Source organism: Nonomuraea sp. NPDC049158, from assembly GCF_040648335.1.
Classification (GTDB): Bacteria; Actinomycetota; Actinomycetes; order Streptosporangiales; family Streptosporangiaceae; genus Nonomuraea.
The window spans coordinates 284,614-300,971 of sequence record NZ_JBEZDM010000010.1; the positions used below are offsets into that span (position 1 = coordinate 284,614).

A 16,358-nucleotide genomic window follows, 5' to 3' on the forward strand; every position below is an offset into this window, starting at 1 on the left:
GCACCGAAGAAACACTTCGGTAACACCAGGATTCGTGCTCTGAACTAACATGGCGGAGCACTCAGGAGAGGACGGGACGATGGGCACGCCAGAGCGCAGGACGGTGCGGGACCTCCGCCGGGGAAACCGCGCGATGCTCCTGCGGGCGCTGTACTTCGGCGGCCCGGCCAGCCGCAACGACCTGTGCGGCGTGACCGGGCTGAGCGCGGCGACGGTCAGCACCATGACCGGGGACCTGCTCGCCGACCACGTCGTCGTCGAGGCGGGCCAGGTCGACTCCGACGGGGGACGCCCCCGCGTCCTGCTCCGCGTCAATCCCGTCTACGGCTACGCGATCGGCGTGGACGTGGGCGAGACGCAGGTCCGGGTCGAGCTGTTCGACCTGGAGATGAAGGAACTCGCCAGGGCGCACTACGCGGTGCGCTCCGCCAGGCACGACCCCGAGCTGGTCGCCCGCCATATCCTCACCGGCGTCGACACCGTGATCTCCGAGGGCGGGATCCCCGCCGAGCAGGTGCTGGGCATCGGCGTCGGGGTGCCGGGCATCGTCGAGCCGGGCCCCGAGGCACTGGTGCGCGCCAAGACGTTCGGCTGGGAGGCCGTGCCACTTGGCGCGCTGCTGCGGGCGGGCACCGCGCTGCCGCTGTACGTGGACAACGGCGCCAAGACGATGGGCCGGGCCGAGCTCTGGTTCGGGTCGGGACGCGGCACCCGTGACGCGATCATGGTGCTGATGGGCTCGGGCGTGGGCGGCACCATCGTCGCCGACGGGAGCATCTACCGGGGCGCGGGCAAGGCGGCCGGCGAGGTCGGCCACCTCAAGGTCGTCGCGGGCGGCCGGGCCTGCCGCTGCGGCGCGCGCGGCTGCCTGGAGGCGTACGTGGGGGCCGAGGCCATCCTGGAGCGGGCGGGCGTCGTAGCCGACTCGGCCGACGAGGAGGCGGCGCTGGCCGGGGTGCTGGAGTCGGGCTCGCCGGTCGTCGCCGAGACCGTCGAGATGCTCGGGGCCGGCCTGTCCAGCCTGGTCCACCTGTTCAACCCGGAGCGGATCGTGATCGGCGGCTGGGCGGGCCTGATGCTGGGCGGGCGGCTGCTCGAGGAGATCCGCGCCGCGACCGCCGCCAACACGCTGGCCCAGCCGTTCCAGAGCGACACGATCGTGCTCGGTCGCCTCGGCGCGGACGCTGTGGCGCTGGGCGCCGCCACGCTGGTGATCGAGGCGTTCTTCCGGGAGGCCGCGTTCCGGCAATCCGTCACTACTTAAAGCTAAGCGCTAAAGAAAGACGGGCCCCGCCTCCTTACCGCAGGCGTACGCAGTCGGGGTCGAGGCCCTCGACCCCGCTCACGCCGAGGAGTTGCAGCGTGCGGACCAGTTCGGCGCGCAGCAGGGTCAGCACCCGGTCCACGCCGAGCTCGCCGCCCGCCATCAGCCCGTACAGGTAGGCCCGGCCGACGAAGCAGGCCCGCGCGCCCAGCGCCACCGCGATGGCGATGTCCGCGCCGCTGCGTACCCCGCCGTCCAGGAACACCTCCGTGCGGTCGCCGACCGCGGCCACCACCTCGGGCAGCAACTCCAGCGGAGTGGGGGCGCGGTCCAGCTGGCGCCCGCCGTGGTTGGAGACGACCAGCCCGTCCACCCCCACGGCCGCCAGGTCCTTCGCGTCGTCCACCCGCTGCACGCCCTTGACCAGCAGCCGGCCCGGCCAGACCGACCGGATCCACTCCAGGTCCCGCAGCGTCACCGTCGGATCGAACATCAGGTTCGTGATCCCCGCCAGGTCGTCCGGCGCGCCGTCGACCGTGGCGAAGCGCAGCGGCTCGCTGGTGAGGAAGTCGAACCACCAGGCCGGACGGCTCATCGCCTGCAGCACGCCACGCCAGCGCAGGGCGGGCGGCATCGTCATGCCGTGCCGCACGTCACGCAGCCGCGCCCCCGCCACCGGCACGTCCACGGTGACGACCAGCACGTCCATGCCCGCTTCACGGGCCCGGTCGAGCGTCTCCTGGCTACGCCCCCGGTCGCGCACGACGTAGAGCTGGAACCAGTTCCAGCCGTCCGGCGCCGCCGCCACCACGTCCTCGGGCGTCGTGGTCCCCATCGTGGACAGCGTGTACGGCACCGCCGCCCGCGCCGCCGCCCTGGCCACGGCCCGCTCCCCGTCGCGGTGCATCATCCGGGTGAACCCGGTGGGCGCGAGGACGACCGGCATCGAGATCCGTTTGCCGAGCACCTCCACCGCCGTGGGCGCCTCGGAGACGTCCCGCAGCACCCGCGGCCGCAGCTCGGCCCGCGCGAACGCCGCCACCGACCTGGCCAGCGACCGCTCCGCCTCGGCCGCGCCGTCGACGTAGTCGAACACCACCCGCGGCGCGCGCCGCCACGCCAGCCGCCGCATGTCCGCCAGATCGGCCACCGCCGCCAGCCGCTTCGCCCTCGACGGGAACGGCTGCGGGCGGGGCGGCAGTACGGCACGCAGTTCCTGCCAACGGGGCAGGCGCCGGGGATCCTTTGCCGTCGGCTCCATGCTCAGAACGCTATCAAGAGGGTAAATCCCGGTATACAGCCCGCACACCCGCGCCCGGCACCGCGCTCGCGGGTCGCCGGGCGGGGTGATCTACGGTGGTCTCCATGCGCGAGGACTGGCTCACCCTGGTGGCGGACTCTCCGGCGGCCAGGGCCACCGGCGCGGAGCTGGTCGCCCGCTGGGCCGAGCCGCACCGCCGCTACCACACGCTCGCCCATCTCGCCGCCGTGCTCGCCGCGATCGACCGGCTCGCCGGCGCCGCCGCCGACCCCGTCGCGGTGCGGCTGGCCGCCTGGTTCCACGACGCCGTCTACGACGGGCGGCCGGGCTGGGACGAGGAGCGCAGCGCCCAGCTGGCTCAGGCGCGGCTGCCCCGCTGCGGCGTGCCCGCCGGCCGGGTCACCGAGGTGGCCAGGCTGGTACGGCTGACGGCCGCGCACGACACGCTGGCCGAGGGCGACCGCGACGGCGCCGTCCTGTGCGACGCCGACCTGGCGGTCCTGGGCGGTCCGGACTACGAGCCCTACACGGCGCACATCCGCCAGGAGTACGCGCACGTGCCCGACGAGCTCTTCCGCCAGGGCCGGGCCGCGGTGCTGCGCAGGCTCCTGGCCGTACCACGGCTCTATCGCACGGACGAGGCGTACGCCCTGTGGGAGAAGCGCGCACGAGCCAACATGAGCGCCGAGCTAGTGGCGCTTGCGGCGGCGCAGCCCGCCGGCAATGAGGCGGCGCAGTAGCTCGCGCGAGCTGACCGCCTCCGCGCCCAGCTCCACGGCACGGGCGTGCACGGTCTCCGGCACGTCGTAGTGGTCCCGGTCGAAGGCCCGCTCCGGCACGCCGAGCCGCAGCGCGAAGGCGTGCAGCTCGTCCAGGGAGCTGTCGCTGACCAGGTGCGACCACATGAGGCCGCGCGGCCCCGGCCAGGCGGGGGGATCGATGAGAACCGTCACGAGGTAAAGGGTAGGACCCTGCCGCGCACGGCCAGCTCGCCGAGGTCCTTCACCACCACGTCGGCGCCCTGCGCGCTCAGCTCGGTGGTCTCGCCATGCCGGTCGACCGCGACGACGAGCCCGAAGCCGCCCTTGCGGCCCGCCTCGATCCCCGGCAGGGTGGCCTCCACCAGGGCCGCCTTGGGCGCGGGCAGCGCCAGGCGGCGCACCGCCTCCAGGAACAGCGCGGGGTCCGGCTTGCCCGGCAGGTTCATCAGGGCCGCGTCGTTGCCGTCGACCAGCACGTCGAACAGGTGCAGCACACCCGCCGAGCCGACCAGCCGGCGGCCGTGCAGGCTGGCGGAGACGGCCGCCGTGCGCGCGCCCCGCTGGCGCAGCTCGTGCAGCAATGCCACGGTCGAGGGGAAGGCGGCCACCCCGTACTTGTCCACCTGCGACATGAACAGCCGGTCCTTGGCCAGGCCCAGGCCGTGCACGGTGGGTGCGCCCACCTCGTCGTCGGGGGCGCCCTCCGGCAGCGTGATGCCGCGTGAGGCGAGGAAGGTACGGACGCCGTCCAGACGCGGACGGCCGTCGACATGCCGCAGGTAGTCGTCGCGGATGTCGAAAGGCGCCGAGCGGCCGCGCAGGAACGCGTCGAAGACGTGCTTCCAGGCGGCCGCGTGCCCCCGAGCGGTGTCGGTGACCACGCCGTCGGTGTCGAACACGACGGCGCTGATCGTGGTCAGGTCGATGACGGGCTCGTTCACTCTGTGAACGTAACCGCTCTACCACGCTACGGGTAGCTTCTCCACGCCATAGACGATGGCGAGCTTTCTGAACGGCACCTCACCCGCCACCCGGAGCCCCGGAAAACGCCGCAGCAGGGCGGGGAAGGCGATCCGCATCTCCATCTGGGCCAGGGGCGCCCCGACGCAGCGGTGGATGCCGTGGCCGAAGGCCAGGTGCGAGCCCGCCGTCGGGCGCTCCGGCCGGACCTCCTCGATCCCCTCGCCGAGGTGGGGGTCGCGGTTGGCCGCCGTGAGCGAGCAGAGCACCATTTCGCCCTTCTTGATCGAGTGGCCGAACAGGTCCAGGTCCTCGCGGGCGAAGCGGGGGAAGGCCACCTGCACCACGGTCATGTAGCGCAGCAGTTCCTCGACCATCTGCTCGGCGTAGCGGTCGTCCTCGCGCACCCGGGCGGCCTGCTCGGGGTTCTCCAGCAGCCAGAGCGTGCCCAGCGCGAGCATGCTCGTGCTGGTGTCGTGGCCGCCGGTGAGCAGGCCGTCGGCCATGCTGGCCAGCGTCCGGTCGTCGAGGTCGTCGCCGTGCTCGCGCAGCAGCTCCCCGAGCAGGCCGTCGCCGGGGTTCAGCCGTTCGCGGGCGACCAGGTCCGTCAGGTACGCCATCGCGTCGTTGATCGACTGAAGGGAGGCCTCGGGCCCGGCGGTGAGGTCGAAACGGTTCGTGCTGATCTTCAGGAATTCGGACCGTTCCTCGTACGGCACACCCAGCAGTTCGCACACGACCAGAGAGGGGATCGGCAGCGCGAACGACTCCACCAGATCGGCGGCCGACCCGTTGGCCGCCATCCGGTCCAGGCGCTCCTCGACCAGGGCCTCGATGCGCGGCACCAGCCTGCGCAGGCGGTGCACGGTGAACTCCGGCGTCAGGTACTTGCGCAGTCTGGTGTGCTCAGGCGGGTCGCGGAAGCCGAGGCCGCCCGGATCCTCCTGGGTGGTGCCCAGACCGATCACGTTGCCGAAGTCGTTGCTGAACCGTTCGTGGTCGGCGAGCACACTTCGCACGTCGTCGTAGCGGGTGACCAGATAGACCGTCTGGTCTCCCGGGATCGACATCGGGAACACCGGCTGCTCGGTGCGGATGCGGCCGAGCTCGGCCACCGGGTCGAAGCCCTCGCGCATGAACTGGACGAGCGGGAACTCTGAGTCTGACATCGAAATCCGTCCTGCTGGGATACATCACACTTTGTTGGGATAAATCCCTACATTGATGGTCCCATCCGCAGGACGCGATCTGGCCAGCCTCAGCCGAGCGCCGGCATCCTCGTGACCTCGTCCGGAGATGGGATCGACCGGTCGCGCGCCCGCACTGGAGGCTCGGGTAACAGGGCCTGCGCCATCAGCGACGGCGGCGCCGGTTTGGGCCGGCGTGGCTCGCGCACCCCGCCTTCCCCTCCGCCCGGTTCGTCGAACGGAAAATCCTCGTCGGGGCCGTGCGGCTCGCCCGGACCGAACCCGGGCAGCCAGCTCGGAGCCCCGCTGGTGAGAACACGGCGCCTGCGCGATCGCTTGCTCACGAAGCCTCCTAGGCCAACCGGCTCCATTGTGCGTCACCACCTTCATGAACGCGAGGTCTCCTGCGCCGGGGGAGGATTGTGGTAAACGTGGGCAAAGCGGGGCGGCAGAGGCCGTTTGGCGTACAGGTATCGCCACATTCTGCGATGATCTCGCTATAAGCGGAGTTTGAGCCTCACGGATAGTGACTGATGCCCACCACATTCGAGGAAATAGCTGCCTTCGTCGCCGACAAGCCGTTCGCCACCGCGGTCATAGCGCTGCTGGGTCTGGCCGGGCTGGTGCTCGCCTACCTGATACTCAGGGTCACCTGGCGGGCCCTCGCCTTCGTCGTCGCGCGCTATATCGCCCCCCGTCCCATCGAGGACGTCCTGACCGTCGTGGCCGCCTCCATCGCCACCGGTGTCTCCGCCCAGGGCATGTGGCGCTTCTCCGGTGACGTGCTCGGCCTCGACGGGCCGCTGCGGCTGCTGCTGTTCGCGTTCATCGAGGTCGCGATCATCACCTCGGCCGTACGGGCGCGCCGCAACATGCGCGAGAACTTCTCCGCCGGGATCGACGGCATCGCCGTGTGGGCGCTGACCTGCCTGACCGCCGTACTGTCCAGCATGGACGCGCGCAGCCTGCCCGAGGCCGTCTTCCGGCTCGCCGCGCCGCTGGTCGCCGCCTGGCTGTGGGAGCGCGGCATGGCGATCGAGCGGCACCGCATCAGGGGCACCGGCCGCATCAACTGGCGCCTCACCCCCGAACGGCTGCTGGTCAGGGTGGGCCTGGCCGAAGTGAGCGACCGCACCGCGAGCGAGGTCGACGCCCACCGCAGGCTCACCCGCGTCGCGCTGGCCGCCAAGCGGGCCAAGTCGCTGCGCGAGGGCGGCGCGTCCGAGCGCAAGCTGCGCGGCGCGCTGGCCAAGCTCGACAAGGCCATGGACCAGGCCGTCGAGCACACCGGACTGGCCGTCGACCAGGGCCGCCAGGAGGCGCTGCTCGCCCAGATCGCCGCTCTGTACAACACCTCCGCCCTCATCGACGCCGACCCGCGCGTGCCCTGGGAGCCGGAGGCCGACCACCACCCCGTGCCGGCCCGGCCCGCCCTGCCGCCCGCGCTGGTCGAGCTCGTCCAGGACGACGACGAGGACGTCCAGGTGTTCGACACCACGCCGCAGGTCGTCGACACCGCCCAGCGGGCCGCGCTGATGCGCTCGGCCCGCGACTACTGGGACAGGCAGATCGCCAAGGGCATCGTGCCGCGCACGATCGACATCGCGCAGGAGATCGGCCTCTCACTGCCCGCCGCCCGCCAGTATCGTGCCCTGTGGAAGCTGGAGCCCGAGGCGCACGCGCTCATCGAGGCTCTGTACCAACAGCACGGCATCGTGGACACCGGCGCCTTCCCGGCCATCGCCGACGACGGGCGGATGCTGACCACCAAGTCCTGAGCCCGGGGGGCCGGTTGAGGGAGCGCACGCTCGAACGGGTCAGAAAGCTCCTGGCCAAGGCCGAACGCACCGACAACGAGCACGAGCGGGCCACGTTCATGGCGGCGGCGGCGTCGCTCATGGCCAAGTACGGCATCGACTCCCTCGACCCCACCGGCACCCGCCAGGCGCCGGGCGACCGGATCGTCACCCTGCCCAACCCGTGGGCCCGGGAGAAGGCGCGGCTCGTCAGCCTGGTCGCGCAGGCGCTGCGCTGCCGGCCGCTGCTCATCGGGCGCGGCGACGGCGGGCAGCGGGTGCACGTCTTCGGCTTCGCCGCCGACCTCGAACGGGCCGACGTGCTGGCCACCTCGCTGCTGCTGCAGATGGCCACGGGACTGGCCCGGGTACGGCCGCCCGACACCGCGATCCGCGCCTACCGGCGATCGTGGCTGCTCGGGTTCAGCGACGAGGTGTACCGGCTGCTGCGCGAGGCCGAGACGCGGGCCGAGGAGCGGGCGCCCGCCGCGAGCACCGCGCTCGTGCTGGCCGACCGGCGGGCGGAGGTGGAGCGGGTGGTGGCGGCGCACTACCCGCGCATCCGGCTCAGCGTGCCGCGCACCAGCGGCACCGGCTACCGCGCCGGCGTCGAGGCGGGCCGCCGCGCCGACCTGGGCCGCACCCGCGTGGACACCCAGCCCGGCCGCGAACTGACCTGACCCCAGCCCCGCCTGACCCCAGCCCCGCTGACCCCAGCCCCGCTGGGCCTCAGCCCCGCTGGGCCTCAGCCCCGCTGGGCCTCAGCCCAGGGTGGCCGAGACCAGGGAGCGGGCCTCCTTCTGGACCTCGGCCAGGTGCTCGGGTCCCTGGAAGGACTCGGCGTAGATCTTGTACACGTCCTCGGTCCCCGACGGCCGGGCCGCGAACCAGGCGCTCTCGGTCGACACCTTCACCCCGCCCAGCGCCGCCCCGTTGCCGGGCGCCGCCGTCAGCACCGAGGTGATGGGCTCGCCGGCCAGCGACGTCGCCGTGACCTGGTCGGCCGACAGCTTGCCCAGCACCGCCTTCTCCTCCCGCGTCGCGGGCGCGTCCACCCGGGCGTACGCCGGCTCGCCGTACCGGGAGGTGAGCTCCTTGTAGTGCTCGCTCGGCGAGCGCCCCGTGACGGCGAGGATCTCCGACGCCAGCAGCGCCATGATCAGGCCGTCCTTGTCCGTCGTCCACACCGACCCGTCGCGACGCAGGAACGAGGCCCCGGCGCTCTCCTCGCCGCCGAACCCGAGCGAGCCGTCCAGCAGCCCCGGCACGAACCACTTGAAGCCCACCGGAACCTCATAGAGCCGCCGCCCGAGCGACTCCGCCACGCGGTCGATGACGCTGCTGCTGACCATCGTCTTGCCCACCCCGGCGCCCGCGGGCCAGCCGTCGCGGTGCGCGTAGAGGTAGGAGATCGCCACGGCCAGGTAGTGGTTGGGGTTCATCAGCCCGCCGTCGGGCGTGACGACGCCGTGCCGGTCGGCGTCGGCGTCGTTGCCGGTGGAGATCTGGTACTCGCCGCTGCTGGCGATGAGCGAGGCCATGGCGTACGGCGACGAGCAGTCCATCCGGATCTTGCCGTCCCAGTCGAGCGTCATGAACCGCCAGGTCGGGTCCACCAGCGGGTTGACCACGGTCAGGTCCAGCCGGTGCCGTTCGGCGATCTCCCCCCAGTAGGCGACGCTGGCCCCGCCGAGGGGGTCCGCGCCGATGCGTACCCCCGCCGACCTGATCGCGTCGAGGTCGAGGACCGAGGGCAGGTCGCCGACGTAGGCGCCGACGAAGTCGTAGCGCCCGGTCGTGTCCGCCCGCAGAGCCTTCGTGTACGGAACGCGGAGGATGTTCTTCATGCCTCCGGCCAGCAGGCGGTTGGCCCGGTCCTGGATCCAGGTCGTGGCATCGGTGTCGGCCGGGCCGCCGTGCGGCGGGTTGTACTTGAAGCCGCCGTCGGCCGGCGGGTTGTGCGACGGCGTGATCACCACCCCGTCCGCCAATCCGGTGGACCGGCCGCGGTTGTAGGTGAGGATCGCGTGCGAGACGGCGGGTGTCGGCGTGTAGCCGTCGCGGCTGTCGATGAGGACCCGCACCCCGTTGGCCGCGAACACCTCCAGCGCCGACACCCGCGCGGGCTCCGACAGGGCGTGGCTGTCGACACCGAGGAACAGCGGCCCGTCCGTGCCCTGGGCGTGGCGGTACTCGCAGATCGCCTGGCTGGTGGCGAGGATGTGATCCTCGTTGAACGCCGTGTTCAGCGACGAGCCACGATGGCCGGAGGTGCCGAACGCCACCCGCTGCGCCACCTCGTCGGGATTGGGGTGGAGGGCGTAATAGGCGGTGACCAGCTTGGCCACGTCGACCAGGTCGGCGGGCTGGGCGGGCTGTCCGGCGCGTTCGTGGGTCATGAGGCCACTTTACGAGTGGCCGCCCGGCGAGGCTCGGCTAGACTCGCGTCAGTCACTAGAATGGAGTTCGGTTGCCATGCGTATCGGACTGCTCCTGAACGAATCCCAGGATCCGGACCCGCTGGGCGGGCTCCGCGACAAGCTCGCCAAGGCGGCGGACGACGGCTTCGCCTCCGCCTGGCTGTCCCACATCTTCGGCCTCGACGCCCTTACCACGCTGGCCGTGGCGGGCAGCCAGGTGCCCGGCATCGAGCTCGGCACCGCCGTGGTGCCGACCTTCCCGCGTCACCCCCTCGCGCTCGCCCAGCAGGCCATGACGGTCAACGCGGCGGTCCGCGGGCGGCTGTCGCTCGGCATCGGCCTGTCGCACCAGATGGTCATCGAGAACATGTTCGGCTACAGCTTCGAGCGGCCGGGCCGGCACATGAAGGAGTACCTGGAGATCCTCATGCCGGCCACGCGCGGCGAGCAGGTCGACTACGACGGCGAGACCCTCAAGGCCCACGCCCGGCTCACCACGCCGGGAGCAGGGGTGCGGGTGCTGATCGCGGCCCTGGGCCCGCGCATGCTCAAGCTGGCCGGCACCGTCGCCGACGGCACCGTGCTCTGGATGACCGGCCCCAAGACGGTCGCCGAGCACGTCGCGCCCACCATCACCGCCGCCGCGAGCGAAGCCGGGCGGCCCGCGCCGCGCGTGGTCTGCTCGCTGCCGATCAGCGTCACCGACGACGTCGAGGCCACCAGGGCCCGCGCCAACGAGATCTTCGCCATCTACGGCCAGCTGCCCTCCTACCGGGCCATGCTCGACCGGGAGGGCGCGGCCGATCCCGGCTCTGTGGCGATCGTCGGCGACGAGGACAGCGTGCGCGCCCAGCTCGACGGGCTGGCCAAGGCCGGGGTGACGGAGTTCGTGGCTTCCGAGTTCGCCCATCGGGAACGCACCAGGGCATTCCTCAAGACACTCCTCTGATCTGCCCTGATGGGTGCTGATGGGCGCTGATCGGCGCGTCGGTGGGGTGACCGGGAGGCATCCGAATAAACTCCCGCAAGGTGAAGCGCTTGCTGCATGGCATAGACGTGTCCAACTGGCAGGGTTCCGTCGACTGGACCGGCCACGCGGGAGCCGGGGTAGCGTTCGCCTTCGCCAAGGCCACCGAGGGCGGTGACTACACCGACGCGTACTTCGCCCGCAACTGGCAGGGCATGCGGGAGAGCTGGATCGTCTGCGGCGCTTACCACTACGCCCGCCCGAAGGGCGACCCCAACGAGCAGGCCCGCCACTTCCTGAACGCGGTGGGGGCGGCGGGCGGCTTTCGCCGCGGCGACCTGGTCGCGCTCGACCTGGAGAGCAACGACGGGATCCGGCCCGAGCAGGTCGCCCAGTATGCCCGCCGCTGGTGCCGCTACGTCGAGCGGCACGGCGGCGTGCGCCCATTCGTCTACACCTTCCCGTGGTTCGCCCGCGGAGGTCACTGCGCGGGCCTCGGCGACTATCCGTTGTGGATCGCCAACCCGGAGAAGCCCTGCGGCGAGCCGCTGGTGCCCGGTCCCTGGGGCGAGTGGACGATTCACCAATACGCCAACAGCCCGCTGGATCGGAACGTCTTCCGCGGGAGCCGGGAAGACCTGACAAGGCTGGGGTTTCACCCGCGATAGCATCGGTGCTTACCACTAACAGTGCTATCCAAGGGAGTCACCGTGTCAGCCGAGCTACGCATCACCCTCGCCGGAGCCGAGCGTGTGGTCGCGGCCGGCACGACGGCCGGTGACGCGCTGGAGGCCGACGGCCGCACCGTCATCGCCGCCAGGGTCAACGGTGAGGCCCGCGACCTGGCCCACCTGGTCGCCGATGGCGACGTCGTCGAGCCGATCGAGGTCTCCAGCGACGAGGGCCGGGCCATCGTCCGCCACTCCACCGCCCATGTCATGGCGCAGGCGGTGCAGGAGCTGTTCCCGGGGGCCAAGCTGGGCATCGGGCCGCCCGTCGACAACGGCTTCTACTACGACTTCGACGTCGAGCAGGCCTTCCACCCCGACGATCTCAAGCGCGTCGAGAAGCGCATGCGCGAGATCGTCAAGCAGGGGCAGCTGTTCTCCCGCCGGGCCGTCTCCGACGACGAGGCCCGCGAGGAGCTGGCCGGGGAGCCGTACAAACTCGAGCTCATCGGGCTCAAGGGCGGCTCGCTCGAGGAGGAGAGCGTCGAGGTCGGCGCGGGCCAGCTGACCATCTACGACAACCTCGACCCCAAGACCGGCGAGCTGTGCTGGAAGGACCTCTGCCGCGGCCCGCACGTGCCGTCCACCAGGTCCATCCCGGCCTTCAAGATCATGCGCTCCGGCGGCGCCTACTGGCGGGGCAGCGAGAAGAACCCGCAGCTCCAGCGCATCTACGGCACCGCGTGGGAGTCGCGCGACAAGCAGGACGCCTACCTCAAGATGCTGGAGGAGGCCGAGAAGCGCGACCACCGCAAGCTGGGCGCCGAGCTCGACCTGTTCTCCTTCCCCGACGAGCTGGGCTCCGGGCTGGCGGTCTTCCACCCCAAGGGCGGCGTGATCCGCCGGGTGATGGAGGACTACTCGCGGCGCAGGCACGTGGAGGCGGGCTACGAGTTCGTCAACACGCCGCACATCACCAAGGAGAAGCTGTACCAGGTCTCGGGTCACCTCGACTGGTATCGCGACGGGATGTTCCCGCCCATGGAGCTCGAGGGCGCGCGCTACTACCTCAAGCCGATGAACTGCCCGATGCACAACCTGATCTTCCGGGCCCGGGGGCGTTCCTACCGCGAGCTGCCGCTGCGCCTGTTCGAGTTCGGCACCGTCTACCGCTACGAGAAGTCGGGCGTGGTCCACGGCCTGACCCGGGTGCGCGGCATGACGCAGGACGACGCGCACATCTACTGCACCCGCGAGGAGATGCGCGACGAGCTGACCTCGCTGCTGCGCTTCGTCCTCGACCTGCTGCGCGACTACGGCCTCGACGACTTCTACCTGGAGCTGTCCACCAAGGACCCGGAGAAGTTCGTCGGCTCCGACGACGCGTGGGAGGAGGCGACCGAGACGCTGCGTCAGGTCGCCGAGTCCGAGAACCTGGAGCTGGTGCTCGACCCGGGCGGCGCGGCCTTCTACGGGCCGAAGATCTCCGTGCAGATCCGTGACGCGATCGGCCGCACCTGGCAGATGTCGACGATCCAGCTCGACTTCAACCTGCCGGAGCTGTTCGAGCTCGAATACCAGGCGGCCGACGGCTCCCGCAAGCAGCCCGTCATGATCCACCGGGCGCTGTTCGGGACGATCGAGCGCTTCTTCGGCGTGCTGGTCGAGCACTACGCGGGCGCCTTCCCTCCGTGGCTGGCCCCCGTGCAGGTCGCCGGCATCCCGATCGCCGACGCGCACATCCCCTACCTGCAGGACGTGGCCAAGAAGCTGCGCGAGCGCGGCATCCGGATCGAGGTCGACACGGCCGACGACCGGATGCAGAAGAAGATCCGCAACGCCCAGAAGTCCAAGGTCCCGTTCATGCTGCTGGCCGGTGACGACGACATCGCCAACGGGGCGGTCTCGTTCCGCTACCGCAATGGCGAGCAGAAGAACGGCGTGCCGGTGGAGGAGGCGATCGCCGAGATCGTCAACGCTGTGGAGCGTCGCGTCCAGGTCTGACTTTCCAGCACTTTGTCAGGGGTACGGCGAAAGTCCGCCGTACCCCTTCGTGCGTGCTGCGGCGTGACGCCTTTTCGGCAACGCCATCGGCCGCCATTCCACCCGCTATGCCACGCTTTGTCGCCCTATTTCACGCCATGTGGCGTTAGTGAGCATTGTGTAGCGCTATTTAGCGCTATTTAGCTAGGGGCTGGCCCTGCTTGTCGTTGAACTTCCCGACAAGGATCATGATGAAGTCGATCAGCACCCAGATACCCAGCCCGCCAAGGGTGATGAGCTGGAGGATGCCGGTGCCGATCTTGCCGACGTAGAAGCGGTGGACGCCGAGCGCGCCCAGGAAGAAGCAGAGCAAGACGGCGACTATCCATGACTTGGGCATGAAACAGGTCCTTTCGATGGGGAGTTGGGCCGGGCGTTCGGACATGGCGTGCCCGGTCGGTATCGCTCCGCGGGAATGATCACCGCGAAGCCACGCAACGCTAGCAACAGGAATCACCGACCACCAGCGTTTCGCCGTTTTGCCAACCGCCGCCCCCAAAAGCTTCGCACCGCTTCCCAGCGCGGTGCTGCGCGGCGGTGTTGTGGGGTCTTGAGGGGTCTGGAGGCGTGGGGCTGGGAGTTGCGTGACGGTGAGGATGCGGTAATCTGCGCGTACTCTGAAGATCACGCTTCCCAGAGATATGCCGCAGTGTGGAAGCAAGGCCCGCACATCGCGTGTGAGGACCCCGGAGGGGCGGTGCGATCTGTTCGCATGCCCTTTCGAAGGAGTGTTCTCCCGATGAACGTAGGTCTCGGCCTCCCCATCAGTAACCCCGCCCAGCTGCTGACCTGGGCCCGCCGCGCCGACGCCGGCCCTTTCAGCGCACTCGGCCTGCTCGACCGGCTCGTGTACGACAACCCCGAGCCGCTCGTCACCCTCGCCGTCCTGGCCGGTGCCACCTCGCGCGTCCGCCTCCAGACCGAGGTACTGATCGCGCCCCTCCATAACACCGCGATCCTGGCCAAGCAGGCCGCCACGCTCGACCGCTTGTCCGGCAGCCGGTTCACACTCGGCATCGGCACGGCCGGGCGCGAGGACGACTACCTGGCAGCCGGTGTCGACGTCCACCGCCGAGGACGCCGCCTCGACGAACAGCTCGCCCTCCTACGACGCGCCTGGTCCGGCGAGCCGTATGGGGCCGGCGATGGCGATGGCGTGGGTCCGATCGGTCCCGCGCCTGTTCGGCTGGGCGGACCCGAAGTGCTGTTCGGCGGCTTCGTGCCGGCGGTGTTCGAGCGTGTCGCCCGATGGGGTGACGGCTTCCTGGGTGCCGGGCTCGGGCCCCAGTGGATGGACACGGCCTTCCGCGACGTGGAGCGGCGATGGGAGCTCGCCGGTCGTGAGGGGCGTCCGCGCCTGGCGGCTCAGGTCAACGTCGCTCTTGGGCCGGAGACGGTGCTGGCGGAGGCCAGGAAGGAGATGGGCGACTACTACGCCTTCACCGGGCGCCCCGGGCACATGCTGGCCGGGCTGCTCACCACGCCTGCCGCGGTCCGGGACGCGGTCACGGCGTTCACCGGCATCGGGGCCGACGAGGTGATGCTCTACTGCTGGGCCTCCGACCCGGACCAGATCGACCGCCTGGCCGACGCCGTGGCCTGACCCCCACCCGACGACATGTGCCGCCTCCCGGCGGTACGTGTCATCAGTCTTCCGGCCAATGCTCCGATCCCGGGGCGTTTGCCTGTTGGCCTGGAGTTTGGGTGGGCTGGTCCCGGGGCGGTGCTCGTGTGTCGTGGCCAGGGTGGTGGGCTGGTCGGGTTCGGGATCAGAAGGGGTCTGGTTCCGGGGGCTCTCCGGTGGGTCTGGGATCGCCGGGGAGGCGGACGTCGTCGACCGTGACGTTCACCTCGGTGACCCGCAGGCCGAGCATGCGGCTGACGCTGCGGGCCACATTGGTCTTGACGGCGGCGGCGACCTCCATCACCACGTGGCCGTACTCGACCACGATCGTCAGGCTCACCGCCACCTGGCGGTCCTGGATATCGGCTCTCACGCCCTGGTTGCCGCGCTGGGAGCCGATGCCGATGCGGTCGCGGACCGACTCGAAGGCCCGGGCGAGGTCGCCGCCCATGTCCGCGACGCCTGGCACCTCCCGTGTCGCGATATAGGCCACCTTCTCCACCACCTCGTCGGCGACCTTGATCCGCCCCTTCACCACGGCCGCAGTGGCCGTCGGCTGGTCCCCAGCGAATGCTGGTGCTGCCGCCTCTCCGTATGGCGCGGCGCCGGGTCCGGCAGCGGGAGCCGGAGCGGATCCAAGCCCGGTGGATCCAGGACCTGCGGGTCCAAGCCCGGCGGATCCAGAACTGGTGGGTCCAAGCCCGGCCGGTCCAGGACTTGCGGGTCCAGGATTGGCGGGTCCAGGACTGGTGTGGCGAAGTTCGGAGGTGCCAGGTCCGGAGGGGCCAAGTTCGGAGACGCCAGAGCCAGGGAAACTGGTGTCAGGGAAACCAGGGATGTCCGGGCTGGGCTCTGGGGTAGCGGGGGCGATGCCGCGAACTCCGGCGCGGCTTGAGCCGGTCCCGCTTCTGCGGGAGCCGACGCCGCTGGGGTCGCTGCCGATGCTCCGGGAGCCGACGCCGCTGGAGTCGGCACCGGTGCCACGGAGCCCGGCGTCACCAGAGACGGAGCCGATGGAGCGGACTCCTACGTCGCCGGAGTCCAGACTGGAGCCAGAGCCGGAGCCGAAGCTAGAGCCGGAATCCGAGCTGGAGCTTGCCCCCAAGCCGGAACCTGAGCTGGGTCCCAAGCCGGAACCTGGGCTGGAGGCCACACCGGGACTCCAGCCGGAGTCGGAGCCGGAGTCCGCGTCCACGCTGGAGACGCTGGAGCTAGGGCCGATGGAGCGGAGTGAGCCGCCACCGTATGGGTCAGGGCCTCGTTCTGGGGTGCCGGCGCCGGTGCCGGTATCGCCATGTCCTGTGGAGAGGTAGCTCGGAGGTTCGTATCCCGTGCTGTTCGTCCCCGTCGTGCCCGGGTTGGTGGTGTCGTCGCCTAATGCGTCGGTCATCGCGGCCTCCTCTGGGC

16 protein-coding genes are annotated in these 16,358 nt (G+C 70.8%); 8 read left to right on the plus strand and 8 right to left on the minus strand.

Annotation, left to right across the window (positions count from 1 at the left end; all coding sequences use genetic code 11):
* The first annotated feature begins 79 nt into the window (after positions 1 to 79).
* The gene (locus AB0B61_RS23740; protein WP_358435466.1) at positions 80 to 1,264 is read left to right on the plus strand and encodes an ROK family protein; all 1,185 of its coding nucleotides are present in this window, start codon (positions 80 to 82) and stop codon (positions 1,262 to 1,264) included.
* A gap of 34 nt (positions 1,265 to 1,298) precedes the next feature.
* Here the strand turns inward: AB0B61_RS23740 and AB0B61_RS23745 are convergent, their stop codons facing one another.
* On the minus strand, positions 1,299 to 2,525 hold the full coding sequence (locus AB0B61_RS23745; protein ID WP_358435469.1) for an alpha-hydroxy acid oxidase: 1,227 nt from the start codon (positions 2,523 to 2,525) through the stop codon (positions 1,299 to 1,301).
* 104 nt (positions 2,526 to 2,629) lie between these two features.
* Here AB0B61_RS23745 and AB0B61_RS23750 point away from each other — a divergent pair, with 104 nt between their 5' ends.
* Positions 2,630 to 3,265, plus strand: coding sequence for a metal-dependent phosphohydrolase (locus AB0B61_RS23750; RefSeq protein ID WP_358435472.1), 636 nt, complete (start codon positions 2,630 to 2,632; stop codon positions 3,263 to 3,265).
* On the opposite strand, the gene AB0B61_RS23755 is transcribed toward AB0B61_RS23750, so the two are convergent.
* From AB0B61_RS23755 to AB0B61_RS23770, 4 genes are all read right to left on the minus strand, one after another.
* Positions 3,215 to 3,478: a DUF4031 domain-containing protein gene (locus tag AB0B61_RS23755; protein WP_225298128.1), complete on the minus strand. Its 264-nt coding sequence runs from the start codon at positions 3,476 to 3,478 to the stop codon at positions 3,215 to 3,217. The genes AB0B61_RS23750 and AB0B61_RS23755 overlap by 51 nt on opposite strands.
* The gene (locus AB0B61_RS23760; protein ID WP_358435475.1) at positions 3,475 to 4,227 is read right to left on the minus strand and encodes an HAD family hydrolase; all 753 of its coding nucleotides are present in this window, start codon (positions 4,225 to 4,227) and stop codon (positions 3,475 to 3,477) included. The genes AB0B61_RS23755 and AB0B61_RS23760 overlap by 4 nt, the downstream gene beginning before the upstream one ends.
* Before the next feature lie 18 nt (positions 4,228 to 4,245).
* The gene (locus AB0B61_RS23765) at positions 4,246 to 5,415 is read right to left on the minus strand and encodes a cytochrome P450 (RefSeq protein ID WP_358435477.1); all 1,170 of its coding nucleotides are present in this window, start codon (positions 5,413 to 5,415) and stop codon (positions 4,246 to 4,248) included.
* 89 nt (positions 5,416 to 5,504) lie between these two features.
* A complete protein-coding gene (locus AB0B61_RS23770; RefSeq protein ID WP_358435479.1) occupies positions 5,505 to 5,777 on the minus strand; it encodes a hypothetical protein in 273 nt (90 codons plus the stop codon).
* 189 nt (positions 5,778 to 5,966) lie between these two features.
* Here AB0B61_RS23770 and AB0B61_RS23775 point away from each other — a divergent pair, with 189 nt between their 5' ends.
* Complete coding sequence (locus tag AB0B61_RS23775) at positions 5,967 to 7,211, plus strand: hypothetical protein (protein ID WP_358435481.1); 1,245 nt, start codon at positions 5,967 to 5,969, stop codon at positions 7,209 to 7,211.
* A gap of 14 nt (positions 7,212 to 7,225) precedes the next feature.
* A complete protein-coding gene (locus AB0B61_RS23780) occupies positions 7,226 to 7,909 on the plus strand; it encodes a DUF2786 domain-containing protein (RefSeq protein WP_358435483.1) in 684 nt (227 codons plus the stop codon).
* A gap of 81 nt (positions 7,910 to 7,990) precedes the next feature.
* Here AB0B61_RS23780 and pgm read toward each other — a convergent pair whose 3' ends face one another.
* Positions 7,991 to 9,628: a phosphoglucomutase (alpha-D-glucose-1,6-bisphosphate-dependent) gene (pgm, locus tag AB0B61_RS23785; RefSeq protein WP_358435486.1), complete on the minus strand. Its 1,638-nt coding sequence runs from the start codon at positions 9,626 to 9,628 to the stop codon at positions 7,991 to 7,993.
* Between the two features lie 76 nt (positions 9,629 to 9,704).
* Here pgm and AB0B61_RS23790 point away from each other — a divergent pair, with 76 nt between their 5' ends.
* The 3 genes from AB0B61_RS23790 (at position 9,705) to thrS (ending at position 13,288) form a co-directional block, all read left to right on the plus strand.
* A complete protein-coding gene (locus AB0B61_RS23790; protein WP_358435488.1) occupies positions 9,705 to 10,598 on the plus strand; it encodes an LLM class F420-dependent oxidoreductase in 894 nt (297 codons plus the stop codon).
* A gap of 89 nt (positions 10,599 to 10,687) precedes the next feature.
* Positions 10,688 to 11,284: a glycoside hydrolase family 25 protein gene (locus AB0B61_RS23795; RefSeq protein ID WP_358435491.1), complete on the plus strand. Its 597-nt coding sequence runs from the start codon at positions 10,688 to 10,690 to the stop codon at positions 11,282 to 11,284.
* 21 nt (positions 11,285 to 11,305) lie between these two features.
* The gene (thrS, locus tag AB0B61_RS23800) at positions 11,306 to 13,288 is read left to right on the plus strand and encodes a threonine--tRNA ligase (RefSeq protein WP_358435493.1); all 1,983 of its coding nucleotides are present in this window, start codon (positions 11,306 to 11,308) and stop codon (positions 13,286 to 13,288) included.
* Positions 13,289 to 13,463: 175 nt separating this feature from the next.
* Here the strand turns inward: thrS and AB0B61_RS23805 are convergent, their stop codons facing one another.
* Positions 13,464 to 13,667: a TM2 domain-containing protein gene (locus tag AB0B61_RS23805; protein WP_358435496.1), complete on the minus strand. Its 204-nt coding sequence runs from the start codon at positions 13,665 to 13,667 to the stop codon at positions 13,464 to 13,466.
* 399 nt (positions 13,668 to 14,066) lie between these two features.
* Here AB0B61_RS23805 and AB0B61_RS23810 point away from each other — a divergent pair, with 399 nt between their 5' ends.
* Positions 14,067 to 14,930: an LLM class flavin-dependent oxidoreductase gene (locus AB0B61_RS23810; protein ID WP_358435498.1), complete on the plus strand. Its 864-nt coding sequence runs from the start codon at positions 14,067 to 14,069 to the stop codon at positions 14,928 to 14,930.
* A 166-nt stretch (positions 14,931 to 15,096) separates the two neighbouring features.
* Here the strand turns inward: AB0B61_RS23810 and AB0B61_RS23815 are convergent, their stop codons facing one another.
* Positions 15,097 to 15,489, minus strand: a complete 393-nt coding sequence (locus tag AB0B61_RS23815; RefSeq protein ID WP_358435505.1) for an Asp23/Gls24 family envelope stress response protein — start codon at positions 15,487 to 15,489, stop codon at positions 15,097 to 15,099.
* Positions 15,490 to 16,358: the final 869 nt, after the last annotated feature.

Coding starts and splice junctions, on each gene's coding strand:
- AB0B61_RS23805 (WP_358435496.1), bottom strand. CDS start 13,667: ATGCCCAAGTCATGGATAGTCGCCGTCTTGCTCTGCTTCTTCCTGGGC.
- AB0B61_RS23750 (WP_358435472.1), top strand. CDS start 2,630: ATGCGCGAGGACTGGCTCACCCTGGTGGCGGACTCTCCGGCGGCCAGG.
- AB0B61_RS23775 (WP_358435481.1), top strand. CDS start 5,967: ATGCCCACCACATTCGAGGAAATAGCTGCCTTCGTCGCCGACAAGCCG.
- AB0B61_RS23810 (WP_358435498.1), top strand. CDS start 14,067: ATGAACGTAGGTCTCGGCCTCCCCATCAGTAACCCCGCCCAGCTGCTG.
- AB0B61_RS23745 (WP_358435469.1), bottom strand. CDS start 2,525: ATGGAGCCGACGGCAAAGGATCCCCGGCGCCTGCCCCGTTGGCAGGAA.
- pgm (WP_358435486.1), bottom strand. CDS start 9,628: ATGACCCACGAACGCGCCGGACAGCCCGCCCAGCCCGCCGACCTGGTC.
- AB0B61_RS23740 (WP_358435466.1), top strand. CDS start 80: ATGGGCACGCCAGAGCGCAGGACGGTGCGGGACCTCCGCCGGGGAAAC.
- AB0B61_RS23790 (WP_358435488.1), top strand. CDS start 9,705: ATGCGTATCGGACTGCTCCTGAACGAATCCCAGGATCCGGACCCGCTG.
- AB0B61_RS23765 (WP_358435477.1), bottom strand. CDS start 5,415: ATGTCAGACTCAGAGTTCCCGCTCGTCCAGTTCATGCGCGAGGGCTTC.